We start from the raw sequence: 13,565 nt of genomic DNA, 5'->3' as shown, positions 1-13,565 counted from the left end.
CGGCGCGGCAGAAAAAACCTTCATCAGGCTTTTGGGCCGACGTTGACCCACCAGTCCAGCGGCTTCTGCACCCGTACCGGCAATGCCGCTTCCAGCAGGCGCAAGGCCTGATCGGTGTCCTTGAGCGGGAACGAACCCATGACCGGCAGCCCGGCCACCGACGGGTCGCAGCCCAGATGCCCGTGACGGTACTGGCTCAGCTCCTGGAGCAATTGGCCCAACGGCAGGTTGTCTGCCAGCAGCAGGCCACGGCGCCAGGCTTCACGAGTCGCCGTGGCGGCGGTCGGTGTCGGAATGTGGTTTTCGCCGAATGCCACTTGGCGTCCCGCTTCCACCACCTGAACCTGGCCTTGGGCAGTCCGGACTTCAACGGCGCCTTTGTAGACGTTGAGCAATGTCTGCCGATCCTCCTGACGCACACTGAAGTGCGTGCCCAGCGCGCGCATCCGGCCCTGGGCGGTGTGCACCAGCAGCGGGCGGTGGCTGTCTTTGGCGGTATCGATCAACACCTCCCCAAGCCGCAACAGCAGCAGTCGTTGTGTGCTGTCGAACCGAACATTCAGCGCGCTCAACGCATTGAGCCAGATCTGGCTGCCATCGCTGAGCCGGGTTTCGCGGGTTTCGCCGGTGCCGGTGGAGAGGTCGGCGCGCCAGCGAACCAGGGTGGGCGCCAGGGCGGTTTCCTCCCAGGCACTCCACCCAAGCAAACCTCCCGACACCAGAACCAGCAGACCCTTCACGGTGTGGCGGCGACTGATGGCGGCACGTTCGGTGTTGCGCAGTACATGGCTGACCGCTTGCGGATGATCGTTCTGCAAGGCGGCAAAGCGCTGGCCAACCCGCTCGACATAATGCCAGGCAGCCTGATGCTCGCTACTTTGCGTCAGCCAGGCTTGCCAGTGCTGGCGGTCTTGTTCCCCGGCCTGTTGGTCGTTGAGTTGGACATACCATTGCGCAGCTTGTTCGAGACTGGCATGGCTGATGGCGTTCGATGCGGTCTGTGTCATTGAATCAGCAGGCCATCGAGTTCTGCTTCGAGCATGGCGCAATGCATCAATGCCTGGGCCAGGTACTTCTTCACCATGCGCTCGCACACGCCGATTTCTTCGGCGATGGCGCGGTAGGGCAACCCCTGCAACTGGGCCAACAAGAACGCATCACGTACCCGTTGGGGCAAGCGTTGCAACATGGCGTCCACTTCATACAGGGTTTCGACGATGATCGCCCGCTGCTCTGGCGAAGGGTGAACGGCTTGGGGCTGCGCTGCGAGGGTCTCCAGCCAGGCCTGTTCAAGTTGCCGACGACGCCAGTGATCGATACACAAGCCTCGGGCGATGGTCGCCAGATACGAACGCTCGTGGGTTTCGCCGTCGAACACCTGAGGGCGCTTGAGCACACGGATGAAGGTGTCATGGGCCAGGTCGGCAGCATCAAACGCGTTGTTCAGACGCCGGCGCAGCAGCGCGTGCAACCAGCGGTGATGCGTGGCGTAGAGGGTCTGGACGCAGGAGGAATCGGCAACCGTCATCGTGAGCGCATGTCCATGGGCGGTTCACGCCCTTGTGCAAATAAGAATTGATCGCGATTAAAGCAAATGGCCCATGTCTGTGCAAATGATATTGGTTTGCTTTTAGGTTGGTTGAACCGTGTCTGGAGGACATTGTTGTCGTAATGACTCTTTATGTGGTCATAAGGACAATATCTCGGTTGAGTCAAATTGACTTCGTTGATCTGGAGGTGCCGGTTTACAAGGGCTCATGAGCTGGCACGGAACATGAAACATCAAACGTACAACTGAGCGGCTACAGGCGTACGGAAAATGTCCCATTTCTTCAGCAACCCTCAAAACGTTCTGCATCTCTCCAATCGGGTACTCGGCGTTGGCCTGGTCATGTTGCTCGCCGGAGTCTACGGCGCCTATCTCTATGCAGGGCACCTGTCGATTGTCGCCCTGGTGTCGATGCACGCCATGACCATCCTCGGCCCGACCCTGCTGAAAATCGGCTATGTCATGCGGCTGCTGTCGCAGTACGGGCTGAGCCAAACTCCGGCCAGAGTGGTGGCGTGATGCGTGGAATCGCTGCTGCACCTGTTTTCTCCCTCGGCTTTCGCCCGTTTTTTCTGGCGGGTGCCGGGTTCGCGGCCATCGCGGTGGCGGTCTGGGCGTTGTGGTTGTACGGTCGACTCCCCGGCGCACAACCAATGGGTGGCATGCTCGCCTGGCATCGCCATGAAATGCCGTTTGGTTTTACCGCGGCCATCATTGCCGGGTTTCTGTTGACGGCGGTACCTAACTGGACCGGCCGGCCAGGGCTCAATGGGTGGCCGCTGATCGGGCTGGTGCTGGTATGGCTGATCGCTCGGCTGGCCTGGTTGATGCCGATACCCGCCATCCTGTTGCTGGCCTTGCAAGTGCCCTTTCTGCCGCTGCTGGCGTGTGTGCTGGGACGGGATTTGATCGCCGCCGGCAAGCGGGAAAATTATCCGGTTTTACTGATGGTCACGTTGTTGGCAGGCTGTCAGGCGCTGACGTTGCTGGGTATTTTCAATGAAGACGTGAATCTGCAGCGGCATGGCGTGCTGGCCGCTTTGTGGCTGGTGGGCGCGCTGATGAGCGTGATCGGCGGGCGGGTGATTCCGTTCTTCATCCAGCGCGGCTTGAACCGTCCCGCAACGCCTGCGGCTCATCCGTTGCCGGGCAAGGTGTTGCTGATCAGCGCGATGCTGGCGGCGGTGTCTTTTGCCGCCGGTTTGAATGACGCCCCACGCGTGTGGCTGGCGCTGTTGTTTGCGTTGATCAGCGGTTTGCATCTGCTGCGATTGTGGCGCTGGCATGATCGCGGTCTGTGGCGCGTGCCGCTGCTGTGGTCGCTGTACCTGGCTTACACCTGGCTCGCGGTGGCGGCGCTGGCCATGGCGCTGTGGCACCTGGGCTGGATGCCGCAGCAAAGCCTGGCCACCCATTCGCTGGCCGTCGGCGGCATCGGCGGGTTGGTTCTGGCGATGATCGCGCGGGTCAGCCTGGGGCACACCGGGCGCTTGTTGCAGCCGTCAAAGGCGATCGTTGTGGGGTTTGCCCTGTTGTTGCTGGCGGGTGTGTCACGGGTGTTGCTGGTGCCTTATTCCGGGTGGGGATTGGGAATGTCGGCGCTGCTTTGGTGTATGGCATTCGGGCTGTTTCTGTCGCGTTACACCGGTATTTTGTTCAAATCGAGGGTGTAGGAGCGAAGCTTGCTCGCGACGGACGTCAACGATAACGCGCCCTGTCTGAATGACCGCGTTGTACTGACGTTTTTCGCGAGCAAGCTCGCTCCTACAGGTGACCGGTGGTCGATACGCCACGGCCTGCCGGCAAATTTGCGCTTAGCTGAAGGGGTAACCCGAGGCGCGCGCAGGTTTTACAAGGCCGCAGCGACGCCCCTTCAGATCACCCTGAGTCTGAGGAACCGCGCCATGCTGACCCTGAACATCAATGGCCAGGATCAGGAGCTGGATGTCCCCGCCGACATGCCGCTGCTCTGGGTCTTGCGCGATGTCGCCCACCTCACCGGCACCAAATTCGGCTGCGGCATCGCCCAATGCGGGGCCTGCACCGTGCACGTCGATGGCGCACCGCTGCGCTCGTGCATCACACCGGCCACGGCCGTGGCCCATGGGCAAAAGATTCTCACCATCGAAGGCCTTTCCGCGGATGGTTCGCACCCGGTCCAACAGGCCTGGGCGGAACTTGACGTGGTCCAGTGTGGCTACTGTCAGTCCGGGCAGATCATGTCGGCGGCCGCATTGCTGGCGAAAATTCTGAAACCGACCGACAGCGACATCGATCAGGCGCTGTCCGGGAACATCTGCCGTTGCGGCACTTACCCGAGGATCCGCGCGGCGGTCAAGCGCGCCGCCGAGCTGGGTTGAGGCCGGGTTGAAGGGAGCTTGCGCCATGAACAGCATCAACGTGTTATCGCGCCGTGGTTTTCTCAAGGGCAGTGCCATGCTGGGCGGCGGGTTGGTGGTCGCGTTTGCCATGCCCGGTGCCCACCGTTTCGCCATGGGCGCGGAAAACCAGGGCAACGTGTTTGCGCCCAATGCCTTCCTGCGTATTGGCAACGACAACAGTGTCACCGTATTGCTGGGGCACTCGGAAATGGGCCAGGGCATCTGGACCGGCCTGACCATGCTGATCGCCGAAGAACTGGACGCCGACTGGACGAAAATCCGCGTCGAGCATGCACCGGCTTCGGCCGCCGATTACGGCCTGCCTGGTTTTGGCGGGATGCAAATCACCGGCGGCTCGACCTCGACCTGGATGGAGTTCGACCGCTATCGCCAGGCCGGCGCGGCGGCGCGTTTGATGTTGATCGACGCAGCGGCCAAGCGTTTCAACGTCGCGCCGTCCGAGATTCATACCGAATCGGGGGTGGTCATAGCCGGTGAGCACCGTGCCACCTACGGCGAACTGGCCGATGACGCAGGGCAACTGCCACGGCCAGACCCGGCCTCGATCAAACTCAAGGACGCAAAGGACTGGCGGCTGATCGGCAAACCCACCCAGCGTCTGGACACTCCGGAAAAAATCACCGGCCGGGCGAAGTTCGGCATGGACGTGCAGTTTGACGGGCTGATGACTGCGATGGTCGCCCGTTCGCCCACCTTCGGCGGCAGCGTCAAATCCTTTGAAGGCGCCGAAGCGCTGGCGATTCCGGGTGTGCACAAAGTGGTGCAAGTGCCGACCGGTATCGCGGTGATTGCCGATCATTTTTGGGCGGCGAAGCTGGGGCGCGATGCGCTGAAAATCGAGTGGAATCCGGGGCCGAACGCCGGGCTCGACAGCCAGGCGTTGCTGGAGAACTTCCGCAAACTCGCCACCACCCCCGGCCTGAACGCAGGCCAGGCGGGGGATACCCAGGCTGCGCTGGCGAAAGCGGCCAAGAAAATCGACGTTGAATACAGCGTGCCTTACCTGGCACACGCGCCGATGGAGCCACTGAACTGCACGGTGAGCATCACCAAGGACAAATGCGAAATCTGGACTGGCACCCAGTTCCAGACCCTGGACCAAATGGTCGCCGGGAAAATCACCAGGCTCAAACCCGAACAGGTCGAGATCCATACCGAGTTTCTCGGTGGCGGCTTTGGGCGCCGGGCCAATCCGACGTCGGATTTCGTCAGCGAAGCGGTGTATGTCGCCAAGGCTGCCGGTGCACCGGTGAAAACCGTGTGGGCGCGGGAGGACGACATCCGCGGCGGCTATTACCGCTCGGCGTTCCTGCACCATGCGCGTATCGGGCTCGGCGCTGACGGCCTGCCACTGGCCTGGAAGCATGTGATGGTCGGCCAGTCGATCATGGCCGGGACCTCGCTTGAAGCGAGCATGGTCAAGGACGGGATCGACAAGACCTCCGTCGAAGGCGTGGCGGACAGCCCCTACCTCGAAGGGTTGGCCAATCACCAGATTGAACTGCATTCACCGCAGACCGGCATCAGCGTGTTGTGGCTGCGTTCGGTGGGGCACACCCACACCGCGTTTGTCATGGAGTCGCTGATCGATGAACTGGCCACGGCGGCCGGCAAGGATCCGGTGGAATATCGGCGCACCTTGCTCAAGGACCATCCGCGCCATCTGGGTGTGCTGAACCTCGCGGTGGAGAAGGCCAACTGGACGGCGCCACTGCCGGACGGCCATGCCCTGGGTGTGGCGGTGCATGAGTCGTTCGGCAGCTACGTGGCCCAGGTGGCCGAGGTGTCCCAGGAGAACCTCGCCATCCGCGTGCACCGGGTGGTGTGCGCGGTGGATTGCGGCATTGCGGTCAACCCGCAGAGCATCGCCGCGCAGATGGAATCGTGTATTACCTTTGGCCTCAGCTTCGCCTTGCACAGCAAGCTGACACTCAAGGACGGGCAGGTGGTGCAGTCCAACTATCACGACTATCGGGTGCTGCGGCTCAACGAAATGCCGGTGGTCGAAGTGCATATCGTGCCCAGCAGCGACAAATCCGGTGGTATCGGCGAAGCCGGTGTGCCGCCCATGGCGCCAGCGGTAGCCAATGCGGTGTTTGCCCTGACCGGGCAGCGCCTGCGGGAGCTGCCCTTGCAGCTGGCGGGGGTGTGAGATGAAACGACATCACTGGTTGCTTGGGGCGGTGATCCTGATCTGTCTCATCGCCTACGCATCGCACGTGCTCGCCGATGACCGCGAGGCCTTGCAGGCGTTCGACACCGTGCAGAAGGTCTTCCAGAGCCCCCGTTGCCAGAACTGCCATATTCCTGGGGATTCGCCGCTGCAATTCGATGCCGGCGTGCCCCACGCCATGAATGTCGTGCGTGGCATGGACGGCAAGGGTTCGGCCGGGTTGCCCTGTGCAACCTGCCATGCGCAAAGCAATCCGCCGGCCAGTTACGGCCCCCACGCACCACCGGGTGCGCCGCACTGGAGTTTGCCACCGGCCGCGCACCGCATGGCCTGGATCGGCCTGCCAGCCGACCGGCTGTGCGCGATGATCAAGGATCGCTCCAGCAACGGCGATCGGGATTTTGCCGCGCTGATCAAGCACGTCAGCGACGACAAGCTGGTGCTGTGGGGCTGGAACCCCGGCGGCAATCGCGCGCCGGTGCCGGTGCCCCACGATACTTTCGTCGCCCGGTTCAAGCGCTGGGCCGATGCGGGAGGACCGTGCCCGGTGGCAGGTAGCTGACCAGCGGCACGCTTACAGGGAGTCAATGTGGGTACGGGCGACTCTAACGTACATACCCGCCAAGGGAGTGAACGATGTTGATCTCAGGCAAAACAGGTAAACCGGGCCAATCAGCCAACCCGTTGCTCACGCCACAGCAAGAACGTGAACGGTTGCGCGAACTGGCTCGCCAGGCCGAACAAGAACTGGCAGGGGTGCAGATGGCGAGCATGGACGAGCTGACGCTGCTGTCCAATCGCCATGGTTTCACCGCATTGGCCCAACTCGGGCTGGACGCCTGCCGACAACTGGAGACGCCGGCGACACTGCTGTACTTCAGCCTCGATGAATTCAAGCTCATCTGCTATCTGTATGGCCGGGCCAAAGGTGACGATGCGCTCAAGACGTTCGCCGATGTCCTGCGTATCGGCTTTCGTGAAAACGATGTGGTCGGCCGACTCGACGGCGACCGGTTCGTGGCGCTGCTGACCGGATCCAGTGCCGTTGAGATCGAGGCGATCAAGGTGCGACTCAATGAGATACTCGATGAGCGCAACGCCACGGCGCATCGCAGTTATGACATTCGGTTCAGCGTTACCCAGGTCGAATATAACCCCACTGTTCATGACTCAATCGAGGAACTGCTGGAGGAGGCCGAGCGTGTGATGAGCCGTTAGGGCGGTGTTGCATTAGCGGGCCTCTTCGCGAGCAGGCTCGCTCCCACAGTGGATTTGTGGCGTTCATAAATCCTGTGGGAGCGAGCTTGCTCGCGATGGCGTCCCGACAGGCAACGCCTACTTGGCAAACAACTGCCCAATATCCTTGAACGCCTTGAACTCCAGCGCATTCCCGCAAGGATCAAACAGAAACATCGTCGCCTGTTCACCCACCAGCCCCTGAAAACGAATCCCCGGTTCGATCACGAAGCGTGTCTCCAGCGACTTCAGCCGCTCGGCCAGCGCCTCCCACTCGGCCATCCCGAGCACCACGCCAAAATGTGGCACCGGCACATCGTGACCATCCACGGCATTGGTGTGCGCGGCTTCTTGCGTGGGGTTTTTCGGCGCCAGGTGAATCACCAGTTGATGGCCGAAAAAATTGAAGTCCACCCAATGCTCGCTGGAACGACCTTCCTCCAGGCCAAACACTGAACCATAGAAATGTCGGGCGGCCGGCAAGTCGTAGACCGGAATGGCCAGGTGAAAAGGGGACAGTTGCATCAGGCGAACCTCGGTGTGGGTGGGAATGTGTCGAGTTTAGCCCTGTGCTTTTTGATTGAAAGACGATAATTTTTGCATCGAGCTAAAATTATTTCGATCAATCGAGGCCGCCATGCTGCGCGAACTGAAAACCTTTATCGCGGTGGCGCGTTACGGCACGTTCGCGGCAGCGGGCATGCACATCGGCCTGACGCAATCGGCGGTCAGCGCGCAGATTCGCAACCTGGAACAAGCCCTTGGCATCCGTCTGTTCGACCGCACCGGCCGCCAGGCGCTGCTCAACGCGGCGGGGCAGCGTGCGTTGCCGATGGCCAGGGAAATGCTCGAGACCTTCAGCCGCATGGCCGTCAGCGACGATGTCAGTGAGTACCGTGGCGAACTGAGAATCGGCGCAGTGGCGACCGCTCAGACCGGGCTGCTGCCTCAGGCGCTGGTGCGCTTGCGCCAACAGGCGCCCTTGCTGGAGCCCAAGCTGGTGCCCGGTGTGTCACTGAACCTGCTGAGCCAGGTCGACACGGGAGAAGTGGACCTGGCGATCCTGATCAAGCCGCCGTTTGAGTTGCCCAAGGAATTGTCTGCGCAGGTCATTCGCCGGGAACCGTTCGTGCTGATCGTACCGGCGGACCTGGACGGCGATGATCCGCTGCAACTGCTCGCCGAGCACCCTCATGTGCGCTACGACCGCAATTCGTTTGGCGGGCGGCTGGTGACGCGGTTTCTGCGTGAACAGAAGATCGAGGTGCACGTGGCGCTGGAGCTGGATGAACTGGAGGCCATTGTCAAAATGGTCGAGTGTGGGTTGGGGGTTTCGTTGTTGCCGGAGGCGGGGCTGTGGCTGGAGCATGGGGCGGGGGTGCGGATCGTCCCGCTGGGCGAACTGACCTTCCATCGGGAGATCGTGCTGTTGCAGCGCTATAGCCAGCGGATGCAGCCGATTCAGCAGTTGTTTGCCAAATGCCTGACGCCGATAGCTGACTGAACATGATCCCCTGTGGGAGCGAGCTTGCTCGCGATATCGGACTGACATTCACCATTGATGTCGACTGACAGGCCGTAATCGCGAGCAAGCCCGCTCCCACAGGGGGATTGTGTTTGTCCGGGAAATCGCAGGCATAAAAAACCCGCCAAAAGCGGCGGGTTTTTTTGGCTGAGCGAAGATTACTCTTCGATGCTGCCCATGGCCGTGGTGTTGAAGCCACCGTCCACGTACATGATTTCACCGCTGATGCCGGACGCCAGGTCCGAGCACAGGAAGGCGCCGGCGTTGCCGACTTCTTCGATGGTGACGTTGCGGCGCAGCGGGGTTTGCGCTTCGTTGGCGGCCAGCATCTTGCGGAAGTTCTTGATGCCGGAAGCGGCGAGGGTGCGGATCGGACCTGCCGATACACAGTTGACGCGAGTACCGTCCGGGCCCAGGGAGCCGGCCAGGTAACGTACGCCAGCTTCCAGGGAAGCCTTGGCCATGCCCATGACGTTGTAGTTCGGCATGGTGCGCTCGGCGCCCAGGTACGACAGGGTCAGCAGGCTGCCGTTGCGGCCTTTCATCATTTCGCGGCCAGCCTTGGCCAGGGCCACGAAGCTGTAGGCGCTGATGTCGTGGGAGATGCGGAAACCTTCGCGGGTGGTGGCTTCGGTGAAGTCGCCGTCCAGTTGGTCGCCCGGGGCGAAGCCGACGGAGTGCACGATGCAGTCCAGGCCGTCCCACTTCTTGCTCAGCTCTTCGAAGACCTTGGCGATTTCTTCATCGCTGGCCACGTCGCACGGGAAGCACAGCTCAGGGCTCGAACCCCAGCCTTGTGCGAACTCTTCGACACGACCCTTGAGTTTGTCGTTCTGATAAGTGAAGGCAAGCTCAGCGCCCTCGCGATGCATGGCGGCAGCGATGCCGGATGCGATGGACAGCTTGCTGGCGACACCGACGATCAGTACGCGCTTACCGGCGAGAAAACCCATGTGTTGCTCCTCTTTCAGGTTATTGCGCAGTGGCCGGAGCCAAAAAAGCGGCTTCCAGCAACTGCTGTGTATACGGATGTTGGGGGGCGGCAAAAATGCTTTGCGCGTCTCCCTGTTCGACCACTTGGCCATGCTTGACCACCATCAACTGGTGGCTCAGCGCTTTCACCACAGCCAGGTCATGGCTGATAAACAGATACGTCAGGTTGTACTTGGTTTGCAGTGAACGCAAAAGCTCCACTACCTGGCGTTGTACCGTGCGGTCGAGGGCCGAAGTCGGCTCGTCCAGCAAAATCAACGCCGGTTTTAACACCAATGCCCGGGCAATGGCGATTCTCTGCCGTTGCCCGCCGGAAAATTCGTGGGGGTAGCGGTGCCGGGTTTCCGGGTCCAGACCTACCTCCTTGAGTGCCGCAATGATCGCTTGTTCCTGTTCCGCCTCGGTGCCCATCTTGTGGATCCGCAGGCCCTCGCCAACGATCTGGCTCACGCACATCCGCGGGCTCAGGCTGCCGAACGGGTCCTGAAACACCACTTGCATCTCCCGTCGCAGCGGCCTGACCTGTTGCTGCGTCAGGCAGTCTAGCTGCTGGCCTTCAAAGCGGATGGCGCCCTTGCTGGCGATCAACCGCAAAATTGCCAGGCCCAGGGTCGATTTGCCGGAACCGCTTTCTCCCACTATCCCCAGGGTCTGGCCCTGGGGCAGGCTGAAATTGATGCCGTCGACCGCCTTGACGTAATCCACCGTGCGCTTGAGCAGGCCTTTCTTGATCGGAAACCAGACTTTGAGGTCCTCGACCGCCAGCAACGGCGGACCGATCACGTTGCTTGCAGGCTTGCCGCCGGGCTCCGCTGCCAGCAGTTCCCGAGTGTACGGATGCTGCGGCGCGCGGAACAGTTCTTCGCACGATGCCTGTTCGACGATGCAACCTTGCTGCATGACACATACGCGGTGCGCAATTCTTCGCACAAGGTTCAAATCATGGCTGATCAGCAGCAGGGCCATGCCCAATCGGGCCTGCAATTCCTTGAGCAATTCGAGGATTTTCAGCTGAACGGTCACGTCCAGCGCGGTGGTCGGCTCGTCGGCGATCAGCAGTTCCGGCTCGTTGGCCAGGGCCATGGCGATCATCACCCGCTGACGCTGGCCGCCGGACAATTCGTGGGGCAGGGCCTTGAGTCGCTTGTGCGGCTCGGGGATGCCGACCATCTCCAGCAGCTCCAGGGTGCGTTTGGTCGCGACCTTGCCGGTCAGGCCCTTGTGGATGCCCAGCACTTCGTTGATCTGCTTCTCGATCGAGTGCAGGGGATTGAGCGAGGTCATCGGCTCCTGGAAGATCATCGCAATCCGGTTGCCGCGAATGTGGCGGATGGTTTTTTCTTTCAGGTCCAGCAGGTTCTGCCCGGAATACAAGATGGTGCCGGACGGATGCCGGGCGAGCGGGTAGGGCAGCAGGCGCAGGATCGAGTGTGCGGTGACCGACTTGCCGGAACCGCTCTCGCCGACCAACGCCAGGGTTTCACCGCGCTTGATGTCGAAGCTGACGCCTTCGACCGCTCGCTGGCAGCGATTGCCGACGACAAAATTGACGGACAGGTCGCGCACTTCGATCAGATTGTGCTGATTCATTTCACTTCCTCGGGTCGAAGGCATCGCGAGCGGACTCGCCGATGAACACCAGCAGACTCAACATCAAGGCCAGCACGGCGAAGGCGCTGATGCCCAGCCACGGCGCCTGCAGGTTGGATTTGCCCTGGGCCACCAGTTCACCCAGGGACGGGCTGCCCGCCGGCAAGCCGAAGCCGAGGAAGTCCAGGGCGGTCAGCGTACCGATGGCGCCGGTGAGGATGAACGGCATGAAGGTCATGGTCGAGACCATCGCGTTGGGCAGGATGTGACGGAACATGATCGCGCCGTTTTGCATGCCCAGGGCGCGCGCGGCGCGCACGTATTCCAGGTTGCGCCCACGCAGGAATTCGGCGCGCACTACGTCCACCAGGCTCATCCACGAGAACAGCAGCATGATCCCCAGCAACCACCAGAAGTTGGGCTGCACGAAACTGGCAAGGATGATCAGCAGGTACAGCACCGGCAATCCGGACCAGATTTCCAGGAACCGCTGCCCGGCCAGATCCACCCAGCCGCCGTAGAAACCCTGCAAGGCCCCGGCGATCACGCCGATGATCGAGCTGAGCACGGTCAGGGTCAGGGCGAACAGCACCGAAATGCGGAAGCCGTAGATCACCCGGGCCAGCACGTCGCGGCCCTGATCGTCGGTGCCCAGCAGGTTGTCCGTCGAGGGCGGGGCCGGGGCCGGGACTTTCAGGTCGTAGTTGATGCTCTGGTAGCTGTAGGGAATCGGCGCCCACAGCACCCAGGCGTCTTTGGCCTTGAGCAGTTCACGGATGTACGGACTCTTGTAGTTCGCCTCTAGCGGAAATTCGCCGCCAAAGGTGGTTTCCGGGTAGCGTTTGAGCGCCGGGAAGTACCAGTTGTTGTCGTAGTGCACCATCAGCGGCTTGTCGTTGGCGATCAACTCGGCACCCAGGCTTGCGCCGAACAGGATCAGGAACAGCCACAGCGACCACCAGCCACGCTTGTTGGCCTTGAACAGTTCGAAGCGGCGGCGATTGAGAGGGGACAGGTTCATCTCAATGCTCCCGGCTTTCGAAGTCGATGCGCGGATCGACAAAGGTGTAGGTGAGGTCGCCGATCAGTTTCACCACCAGCCCGAGCAGGGTGAAGATGAACAGCGTGCCGAACACCACCGGGTAATCGCGGTTGATCGCCGCCTCGAAACTCATCAGGCCGAGGCCGTCGAGGGAGAAGATCACCTCCACCAGCAACGAGCCGGTGAAGAAGATGCCGATGAAGGCCGAAGGAAACCCGGCGATCACCAGCAGCATGGCGTTGCGGAACACGTGGCCGTACAGCACGCGGTGGTTGGTCAGGCCCTTGGCCCTGGCGGTGATCACGTATTGCTTGTTGATCTCGTCGAGGAAGCTGTTTTTGGTCAGCAGGGTCATGGTTGCGAAGTTGCCGATGACCAGCGCGGTCACCGGCAGCGCCAGGTGCCAGAAGTAGTCGAGGATCTTGCCGCCCATGCTCAGTTCATCGAAGTTGTTGGAGGTCAGCCCGCGCAAGGGGAACCAGTCCAGGTAACTGCCGCCGGCGAACACCACGATCAACAGGATGGCGAACAGGAACGCCGGGATCGCGTAGCCGACAATGATCGCCGAACTGGTCCAGACGTCGAAGTGGCTGCCGTGCCGCTTGGCCTTGGCGATCCCCAGCGGGATCGACACCAGGTACATGATCAGCGTGCTCCACAGCCCGAGGGAGATCGACACCGGCATCTTTTCCTTGATCAGGTCGATGACCTTGGCGTCGCGGAAGAAGCTGTCGCCGAAATCCAGGGATGCATAGTTCTTGACCATGATCCACAAGCGTTCCGGCGCCGATTTGTCGAAGCCGTACATGTGCTCGATTTCCTTGATCAGCGCCGGGTCCAGGCCCTGGGCGCCGCGATAGGCCGAGCCTGCCACCGAGACTTCGGCACCACCGCCGGCGATGCGGCTGGTGGCGCCCTCGAAGCCTTCGAGCTTGGCGATCATCTGCTCCACCGGTCCACCGGGGGCCGCCTGGATGATCACGAAGTTGATCAGCAGAATGCCGAACAGGGTCGGAATGATGAGCAACAGTCGCCGAAAAATGTACGCCAGCATC

General features: G+C 61.6%; 14 protein-coding genes. 7 read left to right on the top strand and 7 right to left on the bottom strand.

Features of this window, described 5'->3' with window-relative positions; translation table 11 throughout:
- Positions 1–23 precede the first annotated feature (23 nt).
- Both AC1Q6Y_RS16070 and AC1Q6Y_RS16065 read right to left on the bottom strand, forming a co-directional pair.
- The gene (locus tag AC1Q6Y_RS16070) at positions 24–1,007 is read right to left on the bottom strand and encodes a FecR domain-containing protein (protein ID WP_492624808.1); all 984 of its coding nucleotides are present in this window, start codon (positions 1,005–1,007) and stop codon (positions 24–26) included.
- On the bottom strand, positions 1,004–1,528 hold the full coding sequence (locus AC1Q6Y_RS16065; RefSeq protein ID WP_492624807.1) for a sigma-70 family RNA polymerase sigma factor: 525 nt from the start codon (positions 1,526–1,528) through the stop codon (positions 1,004–1,006). The genes AC1Q6Y_RS16070 and AC1Q6Y_RS16065 overlap by 4 nt, the downstream gene beginning before the upstream one ends.
- A 291-nt stretch (positions 1,529–1,819) precedes the next feature.
- On the opposite strand from AC1Q6Y_RS16065, the gene AC1Q6Y_RS16060 reads away from it, so the two are divergent.
- The 6 genes from AC1Q6Y_RS16060 to AC1Q6Y_RS16035 all read left to right on the top strand — a co-directional run bounded on the left by AC1Q6Y_RS16060 (position 1,820) and on the right by AC1Q6Y_RS16035 (position 7,342).
- Positions 1,820–2,068, top strand: a complete 249-nt coding sequence (locus tag AC1Q6Y_RS16060) for a transmembrane sensor/regulator PpyR (protein ID WP_150814631.1) — start codon at positions 1,820–1,822, stop codon at positions 2,066–2,068.
- A complete protein-coding gene (locus AC1Q6Y_RS16055; protein ID WP_492624806.1) occupies positions 2,068–3,222 on the top strand; it encodes an NnrS family protein in 1,155 nt (384 codons plus the stop codon). The genes AC1Q6Y_RS16060 and AC1Q6Y_RS16055 overlap by 1 nt, the downstream gene beginning before the upstream one ends.
- Positions 3,223–3,453: 231 nt before the next feature.
- The gene (locus tag AC1Q6Y_RS16050) at positions 3,454–3,909 is read left to right on the top strand and encodes a (2Fe-2S)-binding protein (RefSeq protein WP_492624805.1); all 456 of its coding nucleotides are present in this window, start codon (positions 3,454–3,456) and stop codon (positions 3,907–3,909) included.
- A 25-nt stretch (positions 3,910–3,934) separates the two neighbouring features.
- The gene (locus tag AC1Q6Y_RS16045; RefSeq protein ID WP_492624804.1) at positions 3,935–6,103 is read left to right on the top strand and encodes a xanthine dehydrogenase family protein molybdopterin-binding subunit; all 2,169 of its coding nucleotides are present in this window, start codon (positions 3,935–3,937) and stop codon (positions 6,101–6,103) included.
- Position 6,104: 1 nt separating this feature from the next.
- Positions 6,105–6,686 (top strand): hypothetical protein, encoded by a 582-nt coding sequence (locus AC1Q6Y_RS16040; RefSeq protein ID WP_492624803.1) that lies wholly within the window; start codon positions 6,105–6,107, stop codon positions 6,684–6,686.
- A gap of 74 nt (positions 6,687–6,760) precedes the next feature.
- Positions 6,761–7,342: a GGDEF domain-containing protein gene (locus tag AC1Q6Y_RS16035; RefSeq protein WP_090455006.1), complete on the top strand. Its 582-nt coding sequence runs from the start codon at positions 6,761–6,763 to the stop codon at positions 7,340–7,342.
- 117 nt (positions 7,343–7,459) lie between these two features.
- Here the strand turns inward: AC1Q6Y_RS16035 and AC1Q6Y_RS16030 are convergent, their stop codons facing one another.
- Positions 7,460–7,885 carry a VOC family protein gene (locus AC1Q6Y_RS16030; protein ID WP_492624802.1) on the bottom strand — a complete coding sequence of 142 codons (426 nt, stop codon included), beginning with the start codon at positions 7,883–7,885 and terminating at the stop codon, positions 7,460–7,462.
- A 112-nt stretch (positions 7,886–7,997) separates the two neighbouring features.
- On the opposite strand from AC1Q6Y_RS16030, the gene AC1Q6Y_RS16025 reads away from it, so the two are divergent.
- The gene (locus AC1Q6Y_RS16025) at positions 7,998–8,864 is read left to right on the top strand and encodes a LysR family transcriptional regulator (protein ID WP_492624801.1); all 867 of its coding nucleotides are present in this window, start codon (positions 7,998–8,000) and stop codon (positions 8,862–8,864) included.
- 179 nt (positions 8,865–9,043) lie between these two features.
- Here the strand turns inward: AC1Q6Y_RS16025 and fabI are convergent, their stop codons facing one another.
- Genes fabI through AC1Q6Y_RS16005 form a run of 4 tightly spaced genes read right to left on the bottom strand, consistent with a single transcriptional unit; the run spans position 9,044 to position 13,564 of the window.
- Positions 9,044–9,838 carry an enoyl-ACP reductase FabI gene (fabI, locus tag AC1Q6Y_RS16020; RefSeq protein WP_057715039.1) on the bottom strand — a complete coding sequence of 265 codons (795 nt, stop codon included), beginning with the start codon at positions 9,836–9,838 and terminating at the stop codon, positions 9,044–9,046.
- A gap of 19 nt (positions 9,839–9,857) precedes the next feature.
- Entirely contained in the window at positions 9,858–11,468 is a 1,611-nt protein-coding gene (locus AC1Q6Y_RS16015) for an ABC transporter ATP-binding protein (protein ID WP_090455008.1), read from the bottom strand.
- 1 nt (position 11,469) lies between these two features.
- Positions 11,470–12,489: an ABC transporter permease gene (locus AC1Q6Y_RS16010; RefSeq protein WP_492624800.1), complete on the bottom strand. Its 1,020-nt coding sequence runs from the start codon at positions 12,487–12,489 to the stop codon at positions 11,470–11,472.
- A 1-nt stretch (position 12,490) separates the two neighbouring features.
- On the bottom strand, positions 12,491–13,564 hold the full coding sequence (locus tag AC1Q6Y_RS16005) for a microcin C ABC transporter permease YejB (protein WP_057715036.1): 1,074 nt from the start codon (positions 13,562–13,564) through the stop codon (positions 12,491–12,493).
- Between the last annotated feature and the right edge of the window lies 1 nt (position 13,565).

This window comes from Pseudomonas sp. GW823-FHT06E10 (assembly GCF_058794995.1).
The sequence above is the reverse complement of the archived record's forward strand: the minus strand, read 5'-3'. Positions and strand labels throughout refer to the sequence as shown.

What these genes read in the sequence shown, in the direction of transcription:
- fabI (WP_057715039.1), bottom strand. Translation starts at nt 9,838, where the DNA reads ATGGGTTTTCTCGCCGGTAAGCGCGTACTGATCGTCGGTGTCGCCAGC.
- AC1Q6Y_RS16005 (WP_057715036.1), bottom strand. Translation starts at nt 13,564, where the DNA reads ATGCTGGCGTACATTTTTCGGCGACTGTTGCTCATCATTCCGACCCTG.
- AC1Q6Y_RS16050 (WP_492624805.1), top strand. Translation starts at nt 3,454, where the DNA reads ATGCTGACCCTGAACATCAATGGCCAGGATCAGGAGCTGGATGTCCCC.
- AC1Q6Y_RS16035 (WP_090455006.1), top strand. Translation starts at nt 6,761, where the DNA reads ATGTTGATCTCAGGCAAAACAGGTAAACCGGGCCAATCAGCCAACCCG.
- AC1Q6Y_RS16060 (WP_150814631.1), top strand. Translation starts at nt 1,820, where the DNA reads ATGTCCCATTTCTTCAGCAACCCTCAAAACGTTCTGCATCTCTCCAAT.
- AC1Q6Y_RS16070 (WP_492624808.1), bottom strand. Translation starts at nt 1,007, where the DNA reads ATGACACAGACCGCATCGAACGCCATCAGCCATGCCAGTCTCGAACAA.
- AC1Q6Y_RS16055 (WP_492624806.1), top strand. Translation starts at nt 2,068, where the DNA reads ATGCGTGGAATCGCTGCTGCACCTGTTTTCTCCCTCGGCTTTCGCCCG.
- AC1Q6Y_RS16045 (WP_492624804.1), top strand. Translation starts at nt 3,935, where the DNA reads ATGAACAGCATCAACGTGTTATCGCGCCGTGGTTTTCTCAAGGGCAGT.
- AC1Q6Y_RS16010 (WP_492624800.1), bottom strand. Translation starts at nt 12,489, where the DNA reads ATGAACCTGTCCCCTCTCAATCGCCGCCGCTTCGAACTGTTCAAGGCC.
- AC1Q6Y_RS16015 (WP_090455008.1), bottom strand. Translation starts at nt 11,468, where the DNA reads ATGAATCAGCACAATCTGATCGAAGTGCGCGACCTGTCCGTCAATTTT.
- AC1Q6Y_RS16065 (WP_492624807.1), bottom strand. Translation starts at nt 1,528, where the DNA reads ATGACGGTTGCCGATTCCTCCTGCGTCCAGACCCTCTACGCCACGCAT.
- AC1Q6Y_RS16040 (WP_492624803.1), top strand. Translation starts at nt 6,105, where the DNA reads ATGAAACGACATCACTGGTTGCTTGGGGCGGTGATCCTGATCTGTCTC.
- AC1Q6Y_RS16025 (WP_492624801.1), top strand. Translation starts at nt 7,998, where the DNA reads ATGCTGCGCGAACTGAAAACCTTTATCGCGGTGGCGCGTTACGGCACG.
- AC1Q6Y_RS16030 (WP_492624802.1), bottom strand. Translation starts at nt 7,885, where the DNA reads ATGCAACTGTCCCCTTTTCACCTGGCCATTCCGGTCTACGACTTGCCG.